Origin of the sequence: Salinibacterium amurskyense, assembly GCF_002797685.1 — a bacterium.
GTDB lineage: Bacteria > Actinomycetota > Actinomycetes > Actinomycetales > Microbacteriaceae > Rhodoglobus > Rhodoglobus amurskyensis.
In genome coordinates, this window is the sequence record NZ_PGFH01000001.1 from 495,284 (window position 1) to 516,496 (window position 21,213).

A 21,213-nucleotide genomic window follows, 5' to 3' on the forward strand; every position below is an offset into this window, starting at 1 on the left:
TGATCATTGAGGCGACATCAATGTGCGTCTGGCATTGCCGGCTGCTGCCACCACAGGTCACCACATAACGTCCGCTACACAAAGACCGTCGGCGCGCTCGCGATAGAACACAAAACTGGGGCTCACGTCGTTGGTCTCGCTCCATCCTTCGAGGTTGATGCTCCAGGAAGCGTCGAGCGACGGTCGATCGACGGATGTGTCGGCATCGAACTGTTCGGGCTCTCCGGCGTTCAATCCATTCCACGCTTGCGGGTCGCCAAAGTCCGCTGTGAAATCTTCGCACGCGAACGCGTCTTGATCGCCAGCCGGCGCAGCGGCGATCAGCTGCCTCGTCGTATCGATGACACGAGCGCCGTCAGCACCCCACACGGCGGTGTCGATCCAACACCCCGAAAGTATCGCCAAGGATGCTCCCGCAGCAAGCACGCCAGCGATTCGGGTTCGAGTTCGCATATTCATGGGGCCACCATAAGTGTCGTGTGTGGAAGTCGGTTAGCAGCTCGGCCCGACTTGCTGGTGCCCCTAGCTCGGTGGTGCGGTGGACGATCGATCCGCCGCGTTTCTCTCGGTGAGTTTGTTGTTCTGAGGGGGCCGAGGCTAGTCGCTAGTCGCGGATAGTTTCACGCCAGCGAAGTAGTCGTCCCAGGATTGGTGGGGGCGGCCGACTACGGCGCCGAAATCGCTCTCGGTGTCGTACGCGCCTTCGCGGATGCCCTGATAGATGCCCGCGATGATTGGCCCGAAGAAGTCGCCGAGCGCGGCGGACCTATCGGCGACGTACTCTGCATCGTTGATCGGGCGGTAGGTAATCTCTGTACCCACAGCCTCACCGATGCGCTCTGCTAATTCGTACTGGCTGAGTGTTGAGCCGCTGAGGTTAACGGTGCGTCCGTCGTGTCGGTCGGTGGTGAGCAGCGCAGCGTAAGCCTCGGCCAGTTCGGGGCGTGTGGTGTACGCGCAGCGTCCGTCTCCGGCGCTGTTGACTATTTCGCCTTCTAGCGCATAGGTCGCGGCATACTCGACGTCAGGTTCGATGTAGATTCCGTTGCGGCCGATGGACCACTGCAGTCCACTGGCCTTGATCAAATCTTCGGTTTCGATGCTCACCTGCACGACAGGGGAGAAGGGCGTGCCGGTTTCTGGACCTTGGATGCCCGTGAAAACGATCTTGCGCACGCCGCTCGCGACAGCCGCCTCGATGACGTTTCGGTGCTGCTCGATTCGCTCGGAGGGGGCGCTGATACCGGAGACGAGAAGCACAGTATCGACGCCTCGAAGAGACTCTGTCAGTTCATCGCGGTTGTCGTAGTCGCCGGGACGTACCTCGACCCCCAAGTGTTCGGCTTTCTCTGGCGTCCGAGCGAGGGCAACGATATCGTTCGGTCCGATTTTCGCGATGAGAGCTGAGGTGACAGCAGACCCGAGCTGGCCGCTCGCTGTGGTGATTGCAATGGTCAAGGCGACTCCCCGGTGGTGAACGCTGGGTCGTCCGACCCAGACCTAGATATTTTACCGCCGGAGCACCCGCTGCGTAGCGGCAGCGCTCTCTCGCGCGATGCCGCCCAACACTCGACGCCTTCACAACAAGTTGTCTTGAATTATTCAAAACAACTGGTACCGTCGTAGGTATGGAAACAGTGACGGATGCGGCGCTCGCCGACACTCTGCGAGAGGCCGGTCTGAAAGTGACTGAGCCCCGCGTCGCTGTACTCAGCGCCCTCACCGACATCCCTCACTCTGACGCCGACACGATCTTCGGGGCTGTGTTGCCGAGCTTGCCCGGCACCTCCCTCCAAGCCGTGTACGGAGTACTGGCGGCGCTGACGACGGCAGGCTTGCTGCGCAAGATCGAACCGGCAGGGTCATCCGCTCTCTATGAACGCCGCATTGGCGACAACCACCACCACCTCGTGTGCACCGAATGCGGTGCCGTTCGAGACGTGGACTGTGTTGTCGGTCAGGCGCCCTGCCTCACGCCATCCGAAGCCGGTGGCTTCACCGTGCACACCGCCGAAGTGAACTTTTGGGGAGTATGCCCCGATTGCCAGAGCGCTCTCAAGCAAAAGAGCGCAGACTGAACAACAGAGACAGAGCTGTCTACGCTGTCGCCCAATCTTCAATTCGCCAATAATCCCACCCACACAAAGGAGACATCGTGACCAAACCCACGACTACCCAGGCCGGCGCACCCATTGCGAGCGACGAACATTCGCTCACCACGGGTCCTGATGGCGTAACCGCACTCCACGACCGTTTTCTGGTCGAGAAGCTCGCCTCGTTCAACCGTGAGCGTGTGCCGGAGCGCAACCCTCACGCCAAGGGTGGTGGAGCATTCGGAGAGTTCGTCGTCACTGAAGACGTATCACAGTTCACGAAGGCAGCCGTCTTCCAAAAGGGTGCCAAGAGCGAAACGATTCTGCGCTTCTCGTCCGTAGCCGGTGAACAGGGTTCCCCCGACACCTGGCGCGACGTTCGTGGATTCGCACTGCGCTTCTACACGACCGAGGGCAACTACGACATCGTCGGAAACAACACCCCCGTGTTCTTCCTCCGCGACGCCATGAAGTTCCCCGACTTCATCCACTCGCAGAAGCGCATGGGCGACTCCGGCCTGCGCAACGGCGACATGCAGTGGGACTTCTGGACCCTCTCGCCCGAAAGCGCCCACCAGGTCACGTACCTCATGGGTGACCGCGGCCTCAGCAAGTCTTGGCGTCACCTCAACGGCTACGGATCGCACACCTACCAGTGGATCAACGCTGCCGGTGAGCGCTTCTGGGTTCAGTACCACTTCCACTCCCGCCAGGGCGTAGAGCTGATGGAAGCCGCCGAAGCTGAGCGCATCGCCGGAGAAGACGCCGACTACTACCGTCGCGACCTCTTCGAAGCCATTGCCAAGGGCGACTACCCCAGCTGGGATGTCTCGGTGCAGATCATGCCCTACGACGACGCCAAGACGTACCGCTTCAACCCCTTCGACATGACCAAGGTCTGGTCGCACAAGGACTACCCGCTGATTCCGGTTGGCCACTTCACGCTCAACCGCAACCCGGAGAGCTTCTTCGCGCAGATCGAGCAGTCAGCGTTCTCGCCGTCGAACATGGTTCCCGGCACCGACATCAGCCCCGACAAGATGCTGATGGCGCGTGTGTTCTCCTACCCGGATGCCCAGCGCAACCGAATCGGAGCCAACTACAACCAGCTCCCCGTCAACCAGCCTCACGCCTCCGAAGCGCGCAACTACCAGCACGAAGGCGCCATGAACTACAAGATCGGCGACGCAGCTGACCGCGTCTACACGCCGAACTCGTTCGGTGGACCGGCAGCTCAGCCCGAGCTTGCTGGCGAAGGCGGTTGGGCAAGCGACGGCGAACTCATGCGCAGCGCCCAGACCCTGCACTCAGAAGACGACGACTTCGGCCAGGCCGGAACGCTCTACCGCGACGTCTTCTCCGACGAATCGAAGGCACGCTTCATCGAAACCCTCACCGGACAGGGCCGTGGCATCACGATCCCCGAAATCCTCGAGCGTTTCTACTGGTACTGGGGCAGCGTGGATGCCGAACTCGGCGCCACCCTGCGCAAGACCGTTCCCGGCAATGGCGACACCGCCAACGAGGAAGCTGACCCCGTAGGAGTCGGCCCCGCCGAGTAATACTGAGTTGAATCGCCTGCGCTAACGCAGAGTCGAACACCGGATGCCCGGTCCCGAACGTTGGGGGCCGGGCATCCGTGCGTTAAGGAGCGAGGCTGGCCAAGCCGCAAGCGCCCGCGCGTTAAGGAGCGAGCGCGAGAGCACCGTCGATGATCGCGACGGTTCCTCCGAGGTAGGCCACGATGATCACCGCAATGCGAGCCGCTCGATGGCTGATGTGACGAGTGAGCACTTCACCCAACGCGAGCCCGACTAGCAGTGAGCCGATGATGAGGACCCAGCTCGCGACATCCAGATCAGGGAGGACGCCGCCCGAGAAGAACGCCTTCGTGGCGAGGGATGCTGTGCCGACGATCACAAAGTAGGGCTGCAGGGTGGCCGCGAAATTCACTTGCGGCCAGCGCATCAGCACTGCATAAATGCTGAGGGCTGGGCCGCCGACGCCCGCAGCCGTATTCATGAAACCGGATGCTGCCCCTGCGACGATCGCTGCCGGGCGAGCCGGAACGATGTGTTCCGCGCGCGTGATGAGTAGCGTCGCGGTGAGGGCAACGATCACAAGCACGCCAATGCCGAGCTGCATGACAGCGCCCGGGAGGCGGGTGACGAGGAGTGAGCCCGGGATGATGGCCGCCACCGCGGGGATCGCCAGCCACGCGAGCGTGCGCCACTCAATGTGTCGCCAGACGCGGGGGATGATGAGCAGCGACGAGACGACGCCGCACAGGTTCACGACCAGCACGCCGTCGAAGGGGCCGAGCAGAATCACGATCAGCGGAGACGCGACGAGCGCAAAACCCATGCCGGTGATGCGTTGAGAGAGTGCTCCTATAACAACGGCGAGAGCGACAAGAGCGAGCACCGCCCTAGCCTAAGCGGATGCCGCAGGGGCGCGAGACCGTCACGAACGTTGGTGGCGTGCAGGTTTCGCCGCCGCTGCCACGCTGCCGCACGCGCTGGTGCTGGCTAGAGAGCCTTGGAGTAGCAGACGCTGAGCGGTTCGCCCACGTAGGCGCCGAAGTTCTCGATGCGCGTGTAGCCCTCGCGCTCGTAGAAACGCATCGCATCAGGCTGGGCCGTTCCCGTTTCGAGAACGAGTTCGGTGGCCGACTGAGCGCGAGCCCACTCTTCGAGCCCCTTGAGCACCGCGATGGCGATGCCGGTGCCGCGCTGCGCGGGCGTGACGTACATACGCTTCACTTCAAAATTGCCATTGTCGAGCTCGCGGAGCCCGCCACAACCAGCAGGAACGCCGTCGACATAGGCGATCAAGAAGACGACAACCGAGTCAGCATTGGGCTTGACGCCGGGTTCGCTGTCTTCGGTTCCGTACCGCGCGGTGAGCTCGGCGCGCTGCGCTGAACGCAGCATTACCGAGTCGGCGTGCTCAAAGGGAACGCTACGGAGTTCGAGTTCGTAAGTGTCTTCCACGTCAGAATCCTAGTCTGCGTGTTGCCGAGAACCTGCCGAGAGTGTTCCAGAACGCTAGAGCGGGCTGGGGAAGGTGCCCTGATGGCAGATCATCCAGGTCATGTTGTTGGGCGTGATGTCGCTCATATCGGGGAGCCCAAACGTCACGCGACCATCGCCGCCGTAGGTGGTTCCGATGAGTGAGAAGAGCGCTTCGTTGGAGGAAATATTGAGAAGGCGACCATTTGCGACGAGGCCATTGCCGGCGTATGGCGATGCCGTCAGGGACAGAGTGCCGAGAGTGCACGAATTACCGAGACTGTCTCGTGCTCCGCCCGTACGGGTGCCAAACTCTGCGGCAAGGAGCGAGTTGCCGGCAGGTCCTTGAGCGCCCGTTGCGCCGGTGAGGCCCTGGATGCCTTGTGCTCCGACTGCGCCGGTCTCGCCCACCGGGCCTCGCGGTCCCATAGGGCCGACTGCACCATCAGCGCCGGGTAGGCCTAGGGGGCCGGTGTCGCCCCGGTCGCCGGTGTCTCCCATGGGCCCCTGTGCTCCGTTTGCTCCGGTGAGGCCAGTAGCACCGTCCGCGCCGGTGGCGCCGTCGGCACCATCAAGTCCGTCGGCACCATCAAGTCCATTAGCGCCGTCGGCACCGTTGAGCCCGTTAGCACCAGCCGCGCCGTCACTCCCGTTGGTGCCGTTCGTGCCATCTTGTCCATCGACGCCATCGACGCCATCGACGCCATCGACGCCGGCGGTCCCGCTTGACGCAGCTTCCGTCGTGAAGACTGCCTCAACGAAACCGGCACCGCACGAGTCGGCGGCATCAATGAGCTTGATCGCCGAAGCGGTTGTGTCAACGCAGGCCTTCTGCAGAGCATCCGCTGAACCACTCTGACTCGTGCAGCCAGCAAGCAAGAGAGCCGCTACGGCCGCTCCCGCAAACAGTCGAAAAGAACGCGAAGAAGTCAGAGGTGCTGAAGGCAAAGGGGTCCAGACGTTCGGGAGAGCGCAACGGTGCGTCACGGGTTGCTACAAACGTAACGAAGTCGACCAAGTGGGCTACGAGTGGTCTCTGCCCCAGTGTGGGGGTGCGGCAGACGGTCTACCTGCCTGCCGTTGTGGGCCAATACAGCTACAGGGTGCAGAATTCGAATCATGGAAAATGCGACCGGCGGCGTGCAGAGCGCGGGCAGAGTGTCGATGAGCGATGCAGCTCTGCCAGTCGCATGGGCAGCCTCGGTTCACGCCTTCGATGACGCAGTTCGCGCAGTTCGCGCCGGCACAGTCGATGCCGACACAGCCTCCGCGCAGCTCGTCAGCCTGCTGACCGAGAAGGAACTCTTGGGACTACTTGACGGCGATTCTCCGCGGCGGCTCTTGCCGTTCATCCCTGCCCTCCTCGGGCGGCGACCATTCGTGGCGGGTGCGGTAGCGCGGCTCGGCATCCCCGGCATCCGGTTCAGCGACGGAGCTCGCGGTGTCGTTATCGGTGCCGCGACAGCGTTCCCCGTGACGATGGCGCGGGCGGCAACCTGGGATCCGGAGCTTGAGCAACGCGTCGGGGTAGCAATTGGTGCCGAGACGCGCGCGCGGGGTGCCAACTACTCTGCTTCGGTGTGCGTGAACTTGCTGCGGCATCCCGCCTGGGGGCGTGCGCAGGAATGTTACGGCGAAGACCCGGTTCTCGTCGGTCAGATGGGGGCCGCCCTTACCCGCGGTGTTCGAGTGCACACGATGGCATGCGTGAAGCATTTTGCTCTCAACTCAATGGAGAACGAACGCTTCGAGGTTGACGTCTCTGTCGACGACCACGCCCTGCACGAAGTGTATTTGCCGCACTTCAAAGCGGTAGTGGATGCCGGAGCCGACTCGGTCATGAGCGCCTACAACCGGGTGCGCGGCGAGTACATGGATGTTAATCGCGCCCTTCTTACCGATGTGCTGCGGGATGAGTGGGGCTTTACCGGTTTCGTCACGAGCGACTGGGTGTTCGGCACTCACGATGCGGTGGCCAGCCTGCAAGCGGGAATGGATGTCGAGATGCCGTTGCGAATGCTGCGGGCGCGCGCCCTGCCTGCCGCACTGCGCAACGGTCAGCTCGATCGCGAGACCGTGCTGCGATCCGCCCACCGCATTTTGCGGACCAGCATTCAGCACGCGGCAACCCGCGAACAGCAAGAGCCAGCGGCGGCTGACATTGCCTCTGCCCCGCACCGCGCTCTTGCGCTCCAAGCCGCTGCCGAGTCGATCGTGCTGCTCAAGAACGATATGGTTGACCACGCGCCGCTGCTGCCGTTGGCTCCTGACACGCGTCGACTCGCGGTTATTGGGCGACTCGCTGACGAGGCGAACCTCGGCGATCATGGCTCCTCGCGCGTTCGGCCACCATCCACCGTCTCCCCGCTGCAGGGCTTGCGTGAAGCGTTCCCCGCGGCATTGATCACGACCGCCACAGGCAAGGACGAAGACGCCGCCGCGGCGCTCGCAGCTCAGGCCGAGATCGCCGTCGTCGTTGTCGGGCTTGACCAACACGATGAAGGCGAGTCGGTGGTCACCGGCGGAGTCGATGTGGGAATCCTCGGCCGCGCTTTCAACTCTGGCCTGTCTCGCCGTCTCTTCATCGGGCTCGCGCACCTCGCAGCACGCTTCGTTCGCGGTGGCGATCGCAGCTCGCTCGAACTTCGTCCCTCCGACGCAAGCCTCATCCGCGCCGTCAGCGCCGCCAACCCGCGCACCGTCGTGGTGCTGATTGGCGGCAGCGCGATCGTGACCGACGCGTGGCGGGATCGCGTTCCAGCGCTTGTTCTCGCCTGGTACGGCGGCATGGAAGGTGGGCATGCGCTCGCGAGCATGCTCACGGGAGACACTGAACCCGGAGGTCGGCTGCCATTTGTCATCCCGCGCGACGCAGCGCAGCTGCCCCCGTTCGATAGCGCCGCTAAGGCGGTCGTCTATGACGACAAGTGGGGTCAGCGGCACCTCGATGGTCAGGGCATTGCTCCCGCATTCCCGTTCGGATTCGGCCTGGGCTACACGACGATGACCCACGAGCTACTCGACCACACCTTCGCCGACACTGGCGGCAGCGCTCGCGTGCTCGTGACCAATACGGGCGACCGCGACGGATCGATCGTCGTGCAGCTGTACGCGGCCGATCTGGCAGCCGAGCATCCGGTCGCTCAGCTTCTGGGCTTTCAGAAAGTGACAGTGCAGCGCGGGGCGAGCGCGACCGTGCAGATCGCGCTGGATGCGGGGCCGACGCTGCAGCGGGATCCGATCACCCGGCAGTGGCACCCGCGATCAGGTGAATGGGCGCTGCTCGCCGCTCAGCACAGCCCGTCGAACTGGACTGACGCGGTGCCGTTGCGCCCTACCTCTGACTAGCGCCGGTAGCCGCGTGCGGAAGCGGGTCGATGCGAACACGCAGCGAATCGTCGTGGCGCAGAACGGCCCGGATCAAGCGGCGGCCCTCCCAACGAAGCGACGCGAGCGTTTGATCGGGGCGGAGCACTAACTCGCCCTCGGCCGAAGCGTAACGCTTCTGCAGGTCTTTCAGCTCGTCTGCTTTCAGCAGTGCCACCGTGCTGTTATCGGTGGGGTCGGTCAGTCGAACCAGAGCGGAATCTCCGCGCAGATCGCTCGCCACCAGCCGCCTTTCGCTGGCGGCAAGAATGGCTTTTTGAGCGTCGCGGGTCACGACGATCGGGCGGCGCGGGCCGTCGAGCAGGCCGGTGAGAACGTCCGCTGCGGCATCTGGCCGGCCAGTTTTCTTCGCGGCTGCTTGCATCCGTTCGAGGCGGCCTGGCTCGCGCAAGATTTGGTCGATCTTCCAGCCCAGCGTCGTGACGTCGTTGCACCGAACGGCAGCCCCCTGTTCCATCAGGTAGTCACCGTTACGCACTTCTTGCCCCGGGATGGGGTTCACCAGCACCATGGGCAAGCCCGCTGCCATGCACTCGGAGGCGGAGAGCCCACCCGGTTTACCCACAAAGAGGTCGGCGCTTCTCAGCAGTGCGGGCATCTCGGTCGTGAACCCCACAATGTGGAAGCGATCGTCAGTGCCAACAAGTTTCTCGATGTCGGCGCGAGTCTCCTCGTTGTGTCCACACACGACGGTGGCTGTGAACGCCGAGCGCATATGCAGTGTCTGCCGCACAGCAGCGACGGCGTAGTCCCCGCCCGCTGCGCCTGCAGAAATCAGAATGTGGGGAACGTCATGGACGACGCGGTCGGATTCGGCATCCGGATACGAACTGATCGGGATGCCGGTAGCGGCCACCCGGTCGGCGGGCAGGCCGAGCGCCATCAGTTCGACCCTGCCTTCCTCGCGCGCCACGTTAAACGAGTGGAATGCGCTGGTCAGCCAGAGGCCCTGAGGGTCGTAGTCGGTGGTGACAACCGCTGTTTTGGCGTCGATGGATCCGCGCATGAGGAGTGTGGCCATGAGCTGGGCGGGAAGAAAGTGTGTGCTGACGATTGCGGTCGGCTGGAAGCGTTTGATCGCGCGGATCACGGGAAGCGAGTTGGCTTGGGTCCACGGGTCGATCGGTCCCCTTCGCCAAAATGGTGCATCGCTGACGTCATAGGCCCAGTCGAGCAGCCACGGCAGACCCTTCGCGAGCACGAAATAGCCTTTGCCCACCACGTCACGGTAGAGAGCGCTGCTGACCTGCAAGACGTCGAGCACTTGCACTTCAGCGATCTCGGTGCGGGTCGCGCAGGCTTGGTGCACTGCCGCAGCGGCGCTGTTATGGCCCGAGCCGACGCCGGCGGACAGGATCAGTACCCGCTCTCCTCCGGTCACGGGAGGCTGAGGGCGGCGCTTCACGGGCATGGGGGAATGATAGCCGAACCGGGTGCGGGCGGGCCGGTTGTGCGTGCGTGAATCCCGCGGTAGTTATTTACACCCAATGGTGATCGTTGGTCGCCGCGCGGGCCGCTTTCGCGAATCCCTCAAACCGTTCGCGCTCCACGACGTCATACATTTCAGCCGCAACGGATGCCTCGAGCCGGTCGATCTGCTCAGACACCGCCGCGGACTGCTCGGGGCGTTGCGCGCGGTATCCCACCTCTTGCAGCAGTTGGAACAAGCGCTCAACCACCCCGGGGTCGCTCGCGCCGTAGCGGCGCGGCTGCGTCATGGCGATATCGAGCAGGCTCACAAAGTCGTGGGTCTTGATGATCACTCGCACCAGATCGTCGTCGTCGCTGAGCCCTGTCGATTGCACGGGCATGTCGGCGATCGAGCAGAGGGTCGCCGAAATATGGCCGAGCGTGTGCACGGCAGTCGTCGGGTCGTTCACTCCCGGTGAGAGCGCCCGTGACGCGATATCGACGAGTTGCCGAATGCCAAAACCAATATCTTGGCTAGCGGTGCGCTCGTAGGCGAGGCCGATAGCGCTCGCTAGGGGGCCGTTGATTTCGGCGCGTTCGTCGTCATCCACGTGGCGGAGGGGATCGCGTGGCCACCAGCGCGCAATGGGGGTTCCGCTGACCACATGGTGCCCGACCGGGTGCTCTTCTCGCACCACAATGTCGTGCTTGATGGCGAGCGTGAGAAGTCGCGAGCGGTCGATCGAACGAATGAACCCTGAGCGTGTTGCGAGGCTCAGCTCGAGTCGCTCGGCTGGCGGCCACTCGGGTAGGTCGACTTCGCCGGTAGCCATAGTGGATGACACGAGCTCAATGGTCTTGCTGGTCTCGACGTACACCTGACGCATGGTGGTCTCGATGCGCAACTGCCGCGCGAGGTGTGCCAAGAAGAGCGTCAGCATGACAACGCTCGCCAAAGTCAGGAGCGAAGCTAAGGTCACTGCCAGTCGCGGCACGAGGGGGTCAATGGTGTCTGAGCCATCTTGAACGGTGCGCAGAACGGTGAGGGCGTAAGCGAAGGTGCCGACGAAGACCGCGAGGGTCCAGTGCACGGTGCGGTCTTTCAGGAAGGTGCGCAGTACGCGCGGCGATGCTTGGCTGCTCGCGAGCTGCAGTGCAACAACGGTGAGGGAGAAAGTCAACGACGTTGCCGTGATGAGGGAGCCCGAGATTGCGGAGAGCACTGAACGGGCACTCTCTGGGCCGCCCGCAAAGAGCAACCGTTCGAGAGTCACGGGCAATGATGAGTCGATTGCGCGGTCGATGAGCGGGATGACAATTCCCAAAGCCACCGCGAGTGCGATTGAAATGGTGGGGAGGGGCCACAGTTCGGCGGCGACTCCTTCGCGCACTGTGGCAGCCCAGCGACGCAAAGAGTTTCGTCGTGCACTGTGAGTTGCTTGATCGCCCACGCTGTCCCTCTCGTGTTGTCGCCCACGTTGATCACGTCAGTAAACCACGTCACGCCATTACGTCAGGCAATGCCCCAGCGCCTGCCTCTAGGGTGGAACAACGCGAATGAAAGGAAATCACTCGAGTGTTCGAATGGAAATCGTGGCTGGGCCTTGCCCTCGCTGTGGTGATTGCGCTGGTTGCTGTTGTCGTCGTGGTGGGAGTGATCTCGCTCATTGTGCGCGGAATCGCCCGATTGCGACCAGGGGTTTATGAAACGCTTGCACCCTTGCGTCGACGCTTGAGGGTGCTGCTCGCGCTTCTCGCTATCTGGGTCGCGATCTCTATTACGCTGCCTGTTCAGGATCTCCGCGACGTCACTAACGGTGTCTTCCGCGTCTTAGTGATTGCTGCAAGTGGCTGGGTGCTCATTGCGGTCATCAACCTGCTGCTCAATCGTGCTCTGCACCGCTACCCGATTGATGTTCCCGACAATCGTGCCGCTCGCCGCATCCGCACTCAGGTTCAACTCATTCGGCGCGTCTTGGCTGCCGTCATCGTCATCGTTACTGTTGGCGCAATTCTCTTGACCCTCCCCGGAGCACAGGCTCTGGGGGCTAGCGTGCTGGCTTCCGCCGGCCTCGTCAGCGTCGTCGCCGGTATCGCCGCCCAATCCGCTCTCGCCAACGTTTTTGCGGGAATGCAGCTCGCCTTCAGCGACGCCATCCGAGTGGATGATGTTGTGATCGCCGACGGCGAATGGGGTCGTATCGAAGAGATCACTCTCACCTACATCGTCGTGAGCATTTGGGATCAGCGCCGCCTCGTGCTGCCTTCCACCTACTTCACGACAACGCCATTCCAGAACTGGACCCGCAACGCCACCGAGCTGCTCGGCGAGGTCAACTTCGACCTCGACTGGCGAGTCAGCATCGACCAGATGCGCACGCAACTGAAGAAGATCGTTGCGGAATCCGACCTGTGGGATGGCCGCACCGCCAACATCCAAGTCGTCGACACCACCGGTGGTTTCGTTCGGGTTCGGGTTCTTATCAGTGCCGCAGATTCGGGCGCCCAATGGGATCTCCGCACGCACGTGCGTGAAGAGATGGTCGAGTGGTTGCAGTCGAAGAACCCCGCAGCGCTGCCTCGCACCCGCGTGCTCATGGTCGAAAACGAGGCGCGTGCGCGCAGCAAGGGCTCCTCTGAACCTCAAGACCGCGGGCTCTTTAGCGGTAGTGCCGAAGCAGATGCCCGTCGCCAAGAGTTTACGGGTGCCATCCCCGTGCAAGAGAATGGTCGGGACAACATTCTTGATGTTGCCGAGTCGGATCCGGAAGACCCGCACGACCCCCTCGACAAGCGCAGTACCCACGATAAGGACTAGTACCGCATGCCCGCAGTCGACAGTGCTGTCAGCTCCTCTCCACTGAGTTCACGCAGTTGGGGGCTTGTGCCCGCAGCGCTGTTGAGCGGATCAGCGGTGCTGATGTTCTCGCTCAGGCTCACGCTTCTTGGCTACCTCGTGGTCGCTATCGCGCTCGCTGCAGCGTGGTTCACCGATCGCAACAAGCACACTGAGGGCTTGGCGAAGGACCTGTTTCTGATTGCGGTCGGAATGGTCATCGTCTCCACGGTGTCGGTCGCCGCCGACATCAGCTGGGGCAACTTCTTTCTTCTCGGGTTTGTGCTGGCGGCAGCCGTAGCTGTGCCCTACGCTCTGTCACGGTTTGTATTCAAAGACCGACTTATTCGCTTTCCGTGGCGGGGCGGATGGCCGTGGAACCGTGTTCAGTGGGGCTACTTGTTTCTCGTGCTCTTTCTTGGCTGGCTCATTTTGCCGTTCTACTTCATCACGAGCGGGGTCTACCTCAACTGGCCCATTGTCACGACGCCCGACGAGATCGGCCGCCTCTTTGTTGGAGTGAACGCGGTCGGCACCTGGGATGAGTTGTTCTTCATCCTCACCGTATTCGTGCTCTTCCGCAGGCACTTCCCGGTATGGCAGGCCAACCTGCTGCAGATGGTGATCTTTGTGTCGTTCCTGTGGGAACTCGGCTACCAGTCGTGGGGCCCGCTGCTCACTATCCCGTTCGCCCTCCTGCAGGGCTGGATCTTCTCCACCACAAAGTCGCTCGTCTATGTACTGAGCGTGCACCTACTCTTCGATGCTGTCGTGTTCCTCGTCATTGTGCACGCCAGAAACCCCGGAGTGATTCCGTTCTTCTTGCTCTAGAACGACGCTAGTCTTTGCCGCCGGGAGGCCCCACAGTGATCAGCACGACATAGAGCACGACAACGGCGACAATGATGACGCTCGCGAGCAGCACCGGGTGGTTGAGCGCCCAGCGCATCGTGCGGTCAATCCAGCCAGCATCACGCGGATGCTCAGAAGCTTCTTTGCGCCAGTCACCGTTCAGGCGACCCGAACGTGCAAGCCACAGCTCAACCGGAATCGTGGCGTAGGGGATCACCGCGCTACCGATAGTGAGAACGGCGGTGCCGACGCTCCAACGCTGGTTCACCGTCAACAACACGGCAGTGGCACCGTACGCGAGGAAGACGAAACCGTGGATGGCCCCACCGATCGACACCGCGACATCCAGCCCCGCCGTAGCGCGCAAGATGAGGCCGGTGATCAGGAGGGTCCAGGTGACCGCTTCAGCGAATGCCAGTACGCGAAACAGTGACTTCGGTGTTGCAAACATCAGGCTGAACTTTCGGAGTTAGGCGTTGGCCATCAACGAGCTAATCGCGCTCGTGAAGAACGTGAGACCGTCGGTGCCCGAACGCATTGCGACACGAGTATCTGGACCAAAGCCAGGCTCGGTGGCGTGCTCCGGATGCGGCATCAAGCCAACAACATTGCCGCGAGCATTCGAAATGCCGGCAATGTCATTCGCTGAACCGTTGGGGTTGACCTCGAGGTAGCGGAACACAACCTGGCCTTCACCCTCAAGGCGATCAAGAGTGGCCTGGTCGGCAATGTAGCCGCCCTCACCGTTCTTCAACGGGATGATGATCTCTTCGTCTTCTTTGAAGCCGTTGCTCCAAGCGGTGTCAACATTCTCGACACGCAGTTTCTGGTCGCGGCACACAAAGTCACCGTGGTCGTTGCGCACGAGACCACCGGGAAGAAGGTGCGACTCCACCAAAATCTGAAAACCGTTGCAAATGCCGAGCACCGGCATTCCGCCGTTCGCAGCCGCGATGACCTCGCTCATGATGGGCGAGTGGGCTGCGATTGCGCCGGCACGAAGGTAGTCGCCGTAGCTGAACCCGCCCGGCAGAACAATGGCATCCACATTTTTGAGGTCGTGGTCGCCGTGCCACAGGGCTACCGGCTCGCCGCCACCCAGCTTGACCGCACGCTGAGCGTCACGGTCGTCGAGCGAACCCGGGAAGGTGATGACTCCGATGCGCACTATGCGCCCTGAGCGTCGTCGGCGGAACGAGCCTCGCCGACATAAATCACATCTTCGATCACCGTGTTGGCCAGAAGATCGTTGGCGATCTCCCGGGCCTCAGCCAGCAGCTCATCAGTGATCGGACCCTCAACGGTGAGCTCAAATCGCTTACCGATGCGCACCGAAGTGAACTCGTTCTTGTCGAGACGGACGAGGGCGCCGGCTACAGCCTTGCCCTGAGGATCGAGGATTTCAGCCTTGGGCATTACCTCGACGACGATTGTTGGCACCGAATCACTCCATGATTTCGCGCGGTTGGATGCCCACAGTCTAGCGGAGGGGGCAGGCCGCTCGAGCCGGGCATGAGAACTCGCCGCCAGTCTCGCACTGAAGCGAAACTGACGGCGAGTGATTACCGGTTAGACCTTGGTTTCGTCTACCAGCGCAGGGTGGAAGAGACGCGGGCCACCACTAGCCTTTGCCGAGTCGTCGTACACCGTTCCATTCGGTGAGGAGACGATCTCCAACTGCATTCCCCACGGCGCCATGAAGTAGCACCACGTGAGTCCCAAGTTCGGGCCGTCGGTGTAGCTGGTGGGCTCACCGAGCACTTCAACATTGTTCGACTTGAGGTAGGCGATTGCCGCATCCATGTCGTCAACGTAGAAGGCCAAGTGGTGCCCGCCGATGTCGCTGTTCTTCGGTGGCACGGTCGCCTGATCGGGCGACTCGTATTCGAAGACCTCGAGGTTGCTTCCGTTGCCCAAGCGAAGGTAACGGAACTCCTTAATTACGGAGCGTGGATGCACGCGTAGGTGCTCATCCATCCAGTCGGTGTCGTCATTGCGAAAGTCGGTGGCGGCCACGAACAGTGTGGTCGCCCCCAAGATCTCCTCAAAGAACGTGCACGCTTCGTTGATGTCGGGCACGGTGAAGCCAATGTGCTCCATACCGCGCATTCCGGGAATAGGCATGTGATTCTCCTCGTACTTCGTCGTTACTTAGCGGATGTGGGTTCGAACAGGGCGGCCATGGTGCTCACGATCATGCCGAAAGACACGGCGCCAGGGTCGGGGTAGCCGAGCGAGCGCTGAGCAAGCACACGAGCGCGACCGATCTTCGGCTCGAGCTGGGCGGTCTCGGCTGCTGCGGTCGTCGCAACCGTGGCTGCGATCGCCCACGCTTCAGCGGCAGACTTGCCGTCGGCGGCAGCCGCTTCGAAGGCATCTGCGAAGGGAACCTGCGCGCACACCATCGTCTTGTCGCCAACCTGCGCTCCACCCAAACGGAGGATCGAGTCGATGAAGGCCCGGATGGCGCGGGCCTGAGCTGCGGCGTCGACAATGTCAGTGTCGCCCAGCGCGTTGCCCGCTGCGGCCAGTGCTGCACCCCAGAGTGCTCCGGATGCTCCACCCGCGTTTTCGGACCAGCGCGAGCCGGCACCGACCAACGTGGACTGCGCGCCAGCACCTTCGGCGGCAAGCCATTCGGCGGCTTCGGCTGCAGCGCGTGATCCGCGTTCCATGCCGACTCCGTGGTCACCATCGCCGGCGATCGCGTCGAGGTCGCCGAGCTCTTCCATCTTCTCAGCGAGAAGAGTCTTGACCTGGGCGAGGCCGCGAGCGATGTGCTGAGCGGCAGCCTGAGATTCGCTGCTGCCGGGGGCTCGAACAACGAGACCTTCTGGTTCCGTGTTGAAGACGGTGCCTTCCGGAAGTAGCGGGTCGAGAAGCGGTCCGCGCTTGTACGCGGGGGTGTCACAGGGAGCGAAGTAGTAGGGCTCGATCGTGTCGTCGAGCCAGATCAGCGTGAGGGAGACCCCACCCATGTCCAGCGACGTCATGAACTCGCCGACTTCGCCATCCACGATCTCGATTCCCGCAGCGTTGAGGTGCTTCGTCACCGAGGTGTACGTGACGAACAGCTCTTCGTACTTTGCCGAGCCGAGCCCATTGAGCAGAACAGCGACTCGCTTGCCGGGGTTCTCGGGCACATCTTCAAGGAGTCGTTCAACGAGAAGCTGAGCAACCTCGTCGGCGGTGCCCAGGTCAGTTTCGTAGATACCGGGTTCACCGTGAACGCCGAGCCCGACGCCGATCGTGCCGTCGGCAACCTCAAAGAGCGGGTGACTAGCACCCGGAAGCGTGCATCCCGAGAAGGCAACGCCAAAGGTGCGCACGCGCTCGTTGGCACGGTTGAACACTTCGAGAACCTCATCGATGGAGAGGCCAGCCTCAGCCGCGGCGGATGCCATTTTGAAGACCGGGAGGCCGCCAGTGATGCCGCGGCGCTTGTGGCGTTCGGTGATCGGAGCCGAAGCCACGTCATCCGTGACAACCGCTTCGCGAGCGTCGATACCGTCGGCGCGAAGCTGCTCGGCAGCCTGCCCGAAGTGCAGAACGTCGCCCGCGTAGTTGAGGAACGCGATGATGACTCCGGAGCCTTGATCTACCGCTTTGGCCACGCTGTACGCCTGTGACCCCGAGGGGGAGGAGAAGATGTTGCCGGTCACGGCGCCATCCACGAGTCCTGATCCCACCCACCCCATGAAGCCGGGGTAGTGGCCAGTGCCGCCGCCGGTGACGATGGCCACCTTGCCCGGTTTCGACTGGGTTGAACGCACGACGCCGCCGAATACTTCACGGACATAGCGCGAGTTGGCCTGGATGAATCCCTGCACTAACTCTTTGGGAAAGTCGGCCGGGTCATTTACGAGACTGGTCATGGAAAAACCTCCTGCTGGTGTGACGTCGTTGTCTAAGCTCCGCGATGAAGGAGCGGTTGTTCGAGTACTTTCTGGATATCGGTGAGACGGACTTCTGCGTGTGGTGCGATTTCAAGTGGGTCTGAGGCGACCTGAAGCGAAACTCCGGTAGCGGTGGAGCCGAGGCAATCAACGACAAGCGAAGCTCCCTCGAAGTTCTCGTCGTGGGTGAGAGTGCTTGTCGTGACGATCGTGCGTAGGCCCGCCGCATGCGCCGCCCGCATCCCGTTTTCGCTGTCCTCCACGACAACCGCAGCGTTGGCGTCGATGCCAAGCTGGTCGAGCGCGAGGAGGTAGATGTCGGGGGCGGGCTTTTTGTTCTTCACGGCATCGCCGGCAAAGATGCGGAACGCTGCCGCTTGCTGCGGCCCCACGGAGTGCTCAAGAACAGCACGCACCGAGGCTTCGGCTGAGGTGGATGCCATGGCTAGCGCCCAGCCAGCAGCGTGCGCTTCGGCGATGATTCGCGCGATTCCCGGGCGGGCCGGCATGAGGCCATCGGCTACCAAGCGCGTGTAAATCTCTGTCTTGGTGCGGTGCCAGAGGGCGACCGTCTCTGCGCGATCTTCTTCGGCAACACCGAGCTGATCGGCGACGGGGTCGGAGAAAAGGCTCGCGAGGCGTTCTTTGCCGCCGCCAATTCTGACCTTCTGCGCGTAGTCCTCAAGACTCCACTGAACGGGGACTCCAAGCTGCGCGAACATCTCGTTGAATGCGCGCAGGTGGCCATCAACTTCGGTGTCGGCCAGCACTCCGTCGCAGTCAAAAATGAGGGCAGGCATGGGGTTACCAGGCCTTTCCGGCAGAGCCGAACTGGGTCGTCAGGTCGAGCACCATGTCAACGACATCGGCTGACGTGCTGGTGAACAACGACGGCGGATCCCACTTGTTCGCGGCGGCTGCCGTCTCGAGAAACGCGAGACTCGACTTCATATAGGTCTCTTTGAGGGCGGTCGAGATGTTCACCTTGGCGCACCCGCGAGCGATCAGTTCAGTGAACTGCTCGGGGGAGAGGCCGCTACCGCCGTGGAGGGCGATGGGGATCGGGTGTCGGGTGACGATTTCGGTCACTCGGTTGAAGTCGATCACGGGCTCGGAAAGGTACGTGCCGTGGGCGTTGCCGATCGAGGGCGCGAACACGTCGACCCCGGTGGCTTCGATGAAGTCCAGCGAAGCTTGCAACGGATGCTGAGACGAGATCTCGTCGGAACCGTGCCCGTCTTCGACGCCGGTGATGGCTTCAATCTCACCTTCGACACTGGCGCCGTAGATGCGGGCTTCGCGAACAACCTCGATGGTTTGCCGCTGGTTTTCGGCAACCGGCATGGCCGAAGCGTCGAAGTGAACGGAGTTCCATCCAAGCTTCAAGCAGGTGGTGAGAAGCTCGCGGTCGGGGCAGTGGTCAAGGTGAAGAGAAACCGGAACGCTGATTCCCGCGGTCATCGACTTCCACATGCTGGCGAGAATCTCAGGGCCGATGCTGCGCACCGTCTTGACCGATGTTTGCACGATGAGCGGTGAGGATGCTTGAACTGCACCCGCGAGAACGCTTTCCATCGTCAGGTCGTTGAAGACGTTGATTGCGGGAACCCCGAAGCGCTCCTCGAAGGCTCGATCCACAATTTCTGAAACTGGTACAACGCTCACTGCAACTCCCTTGTTTTAGCTGGCTTCACGCTATTCCCGCCGGAGGTGCTGAGGATATGAGGATTCTCCCTCCCTCCCGGTAGGGGAATCTCCTATGCGTCAGCGAGCGAGGGCGTGATCAGCGCGTGGGATCGATGCTGACGAGCATTGTGCGGTTGCGAGAGCCTGTCTTTCTGAGCAGGGAGCCAACATGCTTCTCGACTGTTTTGGCCGAGATGCCGAGCGACGTTGCGATCTGTTTGTCGGCCATACCGAGGGCCACCATCTCGCGCACCTCACGCTCGCGCGCGGTGAGGTGTTCGGCGTTGACGTCGCTCTCGAACGTCTCCGTTAGATGATCGAACATGTCGCTTTCCATGAGCGTCTGCCCCTGGCTGGCAGCAACCAGAATGCGGATGATCGTGTCGGCGCTCGACTTGCTGTTGATGTAGCCACGCGCGCCGGCAGCCTTCGCTGCCCGAATCTGTTCGACGGTGGGGTTGTCGGTGAGAACCACAATCGCGATCTCTGGGGCGAGTGCGCGAATGGCCGCTAGTGAACCAGTTTTGTCACTGTGAACCAGCTCGAGATCGACCAGCAGAACATCGGGGCGGAACAGCTCGTAGGCATCCAGAAGCTGCGGCGTTGAGTTCACTACGGCAGCCACCTGGATCGCGGGCTCGTTCGTGTTGATCACCCTCACCAGCCCGGCATTGATGAGCGTTTGATCGTTGGCGATCACGATCTTCCATTGCGGCCGATCGAGACGGTCGGGCAGGGTGCTGCGATCGGGGATGACCGCGTGCACCTTGGTTCCCCAGCCCACGATCGGCTCGAGCGTGAGTTCGCCCGACAGGTGGAGGGCGCGGGAGGTCATGCCGTGCAGACCCAGGCAGCCGGAGGGTAGGGATGAGTGATCTCCGTGTGCTTCGGCGAGATCGAAACCACGCCCGTTGTCTTCGATGAGAACCTCAGTGCGGCCCTCGCTGTAGACCAAGCCAACGCGCACGCTTGACGCGCGAGCGTGCGAGACAACGTTGCTTAGCGCTTCTTGTGCAATCTTGAACAGCTGATGCGCCACCTCGGGGCCGGTATCGCGTTCGGTGCCGATCACGGTCAGTTGGGTTTGAGCGGCGGTCATCGATTCGACCCAGCCCAACTCGGCCTGCAGGGCAGACTGCAGACTGCGGCCTTCGAGGGACGCCGGCCCGAGCCCCTGCGCGGTGCGGCGCGTCTCGGCCAGGGTGTCGTGCGCGAGGGTGCGCACGGCGTGGATGTGCGGAGTCGCGGGGCTGTCGACTTCGAGGCAGGAGCTCACATCGTCGAGTCGCTGCAAGAGTTCGCCGAGCGAGCGCCCGATCGTTTCGTGCACTTCGCGCACCGCACGTTCGCGTTCAGCTGCGATGGCACTTTCGCGCTCCCGCTCCGAGGCTTTGGCGTGAAGTTCGGCATTCGCTAGAGCAATGGCGGCGTGGTTAGCAAAGACCTCGGCGAGCTTGGCATCCTCGTCCGTGAAGACACGGGCACGGTCGGCAGCGAAGATGACACAAGTGCCCACGATTTTCTGTTCCCAGAAGATCGGGACGCCGATGACGGCACAATCCCAGCGGGGATCGTCGGTTGAAATGTGGCTCGATCCGACGGTGGAGTAGGTCGCAAACATGACGGTTTGGCGAGCGCGAACGACGCGGCCGGTCACGCCCTCGGTGAGCGAGAAGGTTTCCCCCTCCTGGCAGCCGACACCGAAATCCACCTTCTTCGTGTACGTGCCTCTGGCCTCGTCGACGAGAGAAATCGATCCGGATTCGCATCCAAGAAGCGAGGTCGCGTGCCCCAGAATTCGCTCGAGAAGCGGGCCCAATTCGAACCGGCCGGCGAGGTCGCGCGCCAGCGTTGAAACCGTAGACATGGGGGTGTCTGGGGGTGTCGCGCTCTGGTGTTCGAGAACAGTAGAGGGAATTCCGGGTTCACTTCGCATAACGAGCAGTCCTCCTTGACTGCACCAAATACTAGGTCATTTGCATATATGTGCGCATACCTGATGGATCCTTAGCTGCATCACGTAGGGTCATCCCTACCCGCGG

Annotated in this window: 20 protein-coding genes; 5 read left to right on the forward strand and 15 right to left on the reverse strand. The window is 62.3% G+C overall.

Annotated elements, in window-relative coordinates:
* Positions 1–57: 57 nt before the first annotated feature.
* Positions 58–459, reverse strand: coding sequence for a hypothetical protein (locus tag CLV85_RS02250; protein WP_229820392.1), 402 nt, complete (start codon positions 457–459; stop codon positions 58–60).
* A gap of 138 nt (positions 460–597) precedes the next feature.
* Positions 598–1,458: an SDR family oxidoreductase gene (locus CLV85_RS02255; RefSeq protein WP_100387982.1), complete on the reverse strand. Its 861-nt coding sequence runs from the start codon at positions 1,456–1,458 to the stop codon at positions 598–600.
* 170 nt (positions 1,459–1,628) lie between these two features.
* Here CLV85_RS02255 and CLV85_RS02260 point away from each other — a divergent pair, with 170 nt between their 5' ends.
* Together CLV85_RS02260 and CLV85_RS02265 are read left to right on the forward strand one after the other, a co-directional pair.
* A complete protein-coding gene (locus CLV85_RS02260) occupies positions 1,629–2,078 on the forward strand; it encodes a Fur family transcriptional regulator (RefSeq protein WP_100387983.1) in 450 nt (149 codons plus the stop codon).
* A gap of 77 nt (positions 2,079–2,155) precedes the next feature.
* The gene (locus CLV85_RS02265; RefSeq protein ID WP_100387984.1) at positions 2,156–3,655 is read left to right on the forward strand and encodes a catalase; all 1,500 of its coding nucleotides are present in this window, start codon (positions 2,156–2,158) and stop codon (positions 3,653–3,655) included.
* Between the two features lie 121 nt (positions 3,656–3,776).
* Here the strand turns inward: CLV85_RS02265 and CLV85_RS02270 are convergent, their stop codons facing one another.
* The 3 genes from CLV85_RS02270 to CLV85_RS13565 form a co-directional block, all read right to left on the reverse strand.
* A complete protein-coding gene (locus CLV85_RS02270) occupies positions 3,777–4,517 on the reverse strand; it encodes a sulfite exporter TauE/SafE family protein (protein ID WP_100387985.1) in 741 nt (246 codons plus the stop codon).
* A 104-nt stretch (positions 4,518–4,621) separates the two neighbouring features.
* Entirely contained in the window at positions 4,622–5,086 is a 465-nt protein-coding gene (locus tag CLV85_RS02275; protein WP_100387986.1) for a GNAT family N-acetyltransferase, read from the reverse strand.
* A gap of 54 nt (positions 5,087–5,140) precedes the next feature.
* On the reverse strand, positions 5,141–6,052 hold the full coding sequence (locus tag CLV85_RS13565; protein WP_268249127.1) for a tail fiber protein: 912 nt from the start codon (positions 6,050–6,052) through the stop codon (positions 5,141–5,143).
* A gap of 171 nt (positions 6,053–6,223) precedes the next feature.
* Here CLV85_RS13565 and CLV85_RS02285 point away from each other — a divergent pair, with 171 nt between their 5' ends.
* Positions 6,224–8,452 carry a beta-glucosidase family protein gene (locus CLV85_RS02285; RefSeq protein WP_229820390.1) on the forward strand — a complete coding sequence of 743 codons (2,229 nt, stop codon included), beginning with the start codon at positions 6,224–6,226 and terminating at the stop codon, positions 8,450–8,452.
* Here the strand turns inward: CLV85_RS02285 and CLV85_RS02290 are convergent.
* Both CLV85_RS02290 and CLV85_RS02295 read right to left on the reverse strand, forming a co-directional pair.
* Positions 8,439–9,902, reverse strand: a complete 1,464-nt coding sequence (locus tag CLV85_RS02290) for an MGDG synthase family glycosyltransferase (protein WP_100387988.1) — start codon at positions 9,900–9,902, stop codon at positions 8,439–8,441. The two genes, CLV85_RS02285 and CLV85_RS02290, sit on opposite strands and share 14 nt — an antisense overlap.
* A 67-nt stretch (positions 9,903–9,969) precedes the next feature.
* Positions 9,970–11,292, reverse strand: a complete 1,323-nt coding sequence (locus CLV85_RS02295; protein ID WP_229820388.1) for a DUF2254 domain-containing protein — start codon at positions 11,290–11,292, stop codon at positions 9,970–9,972.
* Between the two features lie 185 nt (positions 11,293–11,477).
* Here CLV85_RS02295 and CLV85_RS02300 point away from each other — a divergent pair, with 185 nt between their 5' ends.
* Together CLV85_RS02300 and CLV85_RS02305 are read left to right on the forward strand one after the other, a co-directional pair.
* On the forward strand, positions 11,478–12,719 hold the full coding sequence (locus CLV85_RS02300) for a mechanosensitive ion channel family protein (RefSeq protein ID WP_100387990.1): 1,242 nt from the start codon (positions 11,478–11,480) through the stop codon (positions 12,717–12,719).
* A 6-nt stretch (positions 12,720–12,725) separates the two neighbouring features.
* Positions 12,726–13,568: a CPBP family glutamic-type intramembrane protease gene (locus CLV85_RS02305; protein WP_100387991.1), complete on the forward strand. Its 843-nt coding sequence runs from the start codon at positions 12,726–12,728 to the stop codon at positions 13,566–13,568.
* 7 nt (positions 13,569–13,575) lie between these two features.
* Here the strand turns inward: CLV85_RS02305 and CLV85_RS02310 are convergent, their stop codons facing one another.
* The 8 genes from CLV85_RS02310 to CLV85_RS02345 form a co-directional block, all read right to left on the reverse strand.
* On the reverse strand, positions 13,576–14,040 hold the full coding sequence (locus CLV85_RS02310) for a DUF3817 domain-containing protein (protein ID WP_100387992.1): 465 nt from the start codon (positions 14,038–14,040) through the stop codon (positions 13,576–13,578).
* 18 nt (positions 14,041–14,058) lie between these two features.
* On the reverse strand, positions 14,059–14,757 hold the full coding sequence (gene purQ, locus CLV85_RS02315; RefSeq protein ID WP_100387993.1) for a phosphoribosylformylglycinamidine synthase subunit PurQ: 699 nt from the start codon (positions 14,755–14,757) through the stop codon (positions 14,059–14,061).
* The gene (purS, locus tag CLV85_RS02320; RefSeq protein WP_100387994.1) at positions 14,757–15,029 is read right to left on the reverse strand and encodes a phosphoribosylformylglycinamidine synthase subunit PurS; all 273 of its coding nucleotides are present in this window, start codon (positions 15,027–15,029) and stop codon (positions 14,757–14,759) included. The genes purQ and purS overlap by 1 nt, the downstream gene beginning before the upstream one ends.
* 129 nt (positions 15,030–15,158) lie before the next feature.
* The gene (locus tag CLV85_RS02325; RefSeq protein ID WP_100387995.1) at positions 15,159–15,713 is read right to left on the reverse strand and encodes a VOC family protein; all 555 of its coding nucleotides are present in this window, start codon (positions 15,711–15,713) and stop codon (positions 15,159–15,161) included.
* A gap of 23 nt (positions 15,714–15,736) precedes the next feature.
* Positions 15,737–17,464 (reverse strand): dihydroxyacetone kinase family protein, encoded by a 1,728-nt coding sequence (locus tag CLV85_RS02330; RefSeq protein WP_100387996.1) that lies wholly within the window; start codon positions 17,462–17,464, stop codon positions 15,737–15,739.
* Between the two features lie 32 nt (positions 17,465–17,496).
* Positions 17,497–18,285, reverse strand: a complete 789-nt coding sequence (locus CLV85_RS02335) for an HAD-IA family hydrolase (RefSeq protein ID WP_100387997.1) — start codon at positions 18,283–18,285, stop codon at positions 17,497–17,499.
* Positions 18,286–18,289: 4 nt separating this feature from the next.
* Positions 18,290–19,150 (reverse strand): class II fructose-bisphosphate aldolase, encoded by an 861-nt coding sequence (locus CLV85_RS02340; protein ID WP_100387998.1) that lies wholly within the window; start codon positions 19,148–19,150, stop codon positions 18,290–18,292.
* A gap of 118 nt (positions 19,151–19,268) precedes the next feature.
* Positions 19,269–21,038: a hybrid sensor histidine kinase/response regulator transcription factor gene (locus CLV85_RS02345; protein WP_158592987.1), complete on the reverse strand. Its 1,770-nt coding sequence runs from the start codon at positions 21,036–21,038 to the stop codon at positions 19,269–19,271.
* Between the last annotated feature and the right edge of the window lie 175 nt (positions 21,039–21,213).

Excerpts from the sequence above, each read along its gene's own strand:
- CLV85_RS02250 (WP_229820392.1), bottom strand. The coding sequence starts at position 459 with ATGAATATGCGAACTCGAACCCGAATCGCTGGCGTGCTTGCTGCGGGA.
- CLV85_RS02260 (WP_100387983.1), top strand. The coding sequence starts at position 1,629 with ATGGAAACAGTGACGGATGCGGCGCTCGCCGACACTCTGCGAGAGGCC.
- CLV85_RS02285 (WP_229820390.1), top strand. The coding sequence starts at position 6,224 with ATGGAAAATGCGACCGGCGGCGTGCAGAGCGCGGGCAGAGTGTCGATG.
- CLV85_RS02290 (WP_100387988.1), bottom strand. The coding sequence starts at position 9,902 with ATGCCCGTGAAGCGCCGCCCTCAGCCTCCCGTGACCGGAGGAGAGCGG.
- CLV85_RS02305 (WP_100387991.1), top strand. The coding sequence starts at position 12,726 with ATGCCCGCAGTCGACAGTGCTGTCAGCTCCTCTCCACTGAGTTCACGC.
- CLV85_RS02310 (WP_100387992.1), bottom strand. The coding sequence starts at position 14,040 with ATGTTTGCAACACCGAAGTCACTGTTTCGCGTACTGGCATTCGCTGAA.
- CLV85_RS02325 (WP_100387995.1), bottom strand. The coding sequence starts at position 15,713 with ATGCCTATTCCCGGAATGCGCGGTATGGAGCACATTGGCTTCACCGTG.
- CLV85_RS02330 (WP_100387996.1), bottom strand. The coding sequence starts at position 17,464 with ATGACCAGTCTCGTAAATGACCCGGCCGACTTTCCCAAAGAGTTAGTG.
- CLV85_RS02335 (WP_100387997.1), bottom strand. The coding sequence starts at position 18,285 with ATGCCTGCCCTCATTTTTGACTGCGACGGAGTGCTGGCCGACACCGAA.
- CLV85_RS02345 (WP_158592987.1), bottom strand. The coding sequence starts at position 21,038 with ATGTCTACGGTTTCAACGCTGGCGCGCGACCTCGCCGGCCGGTTCGAA.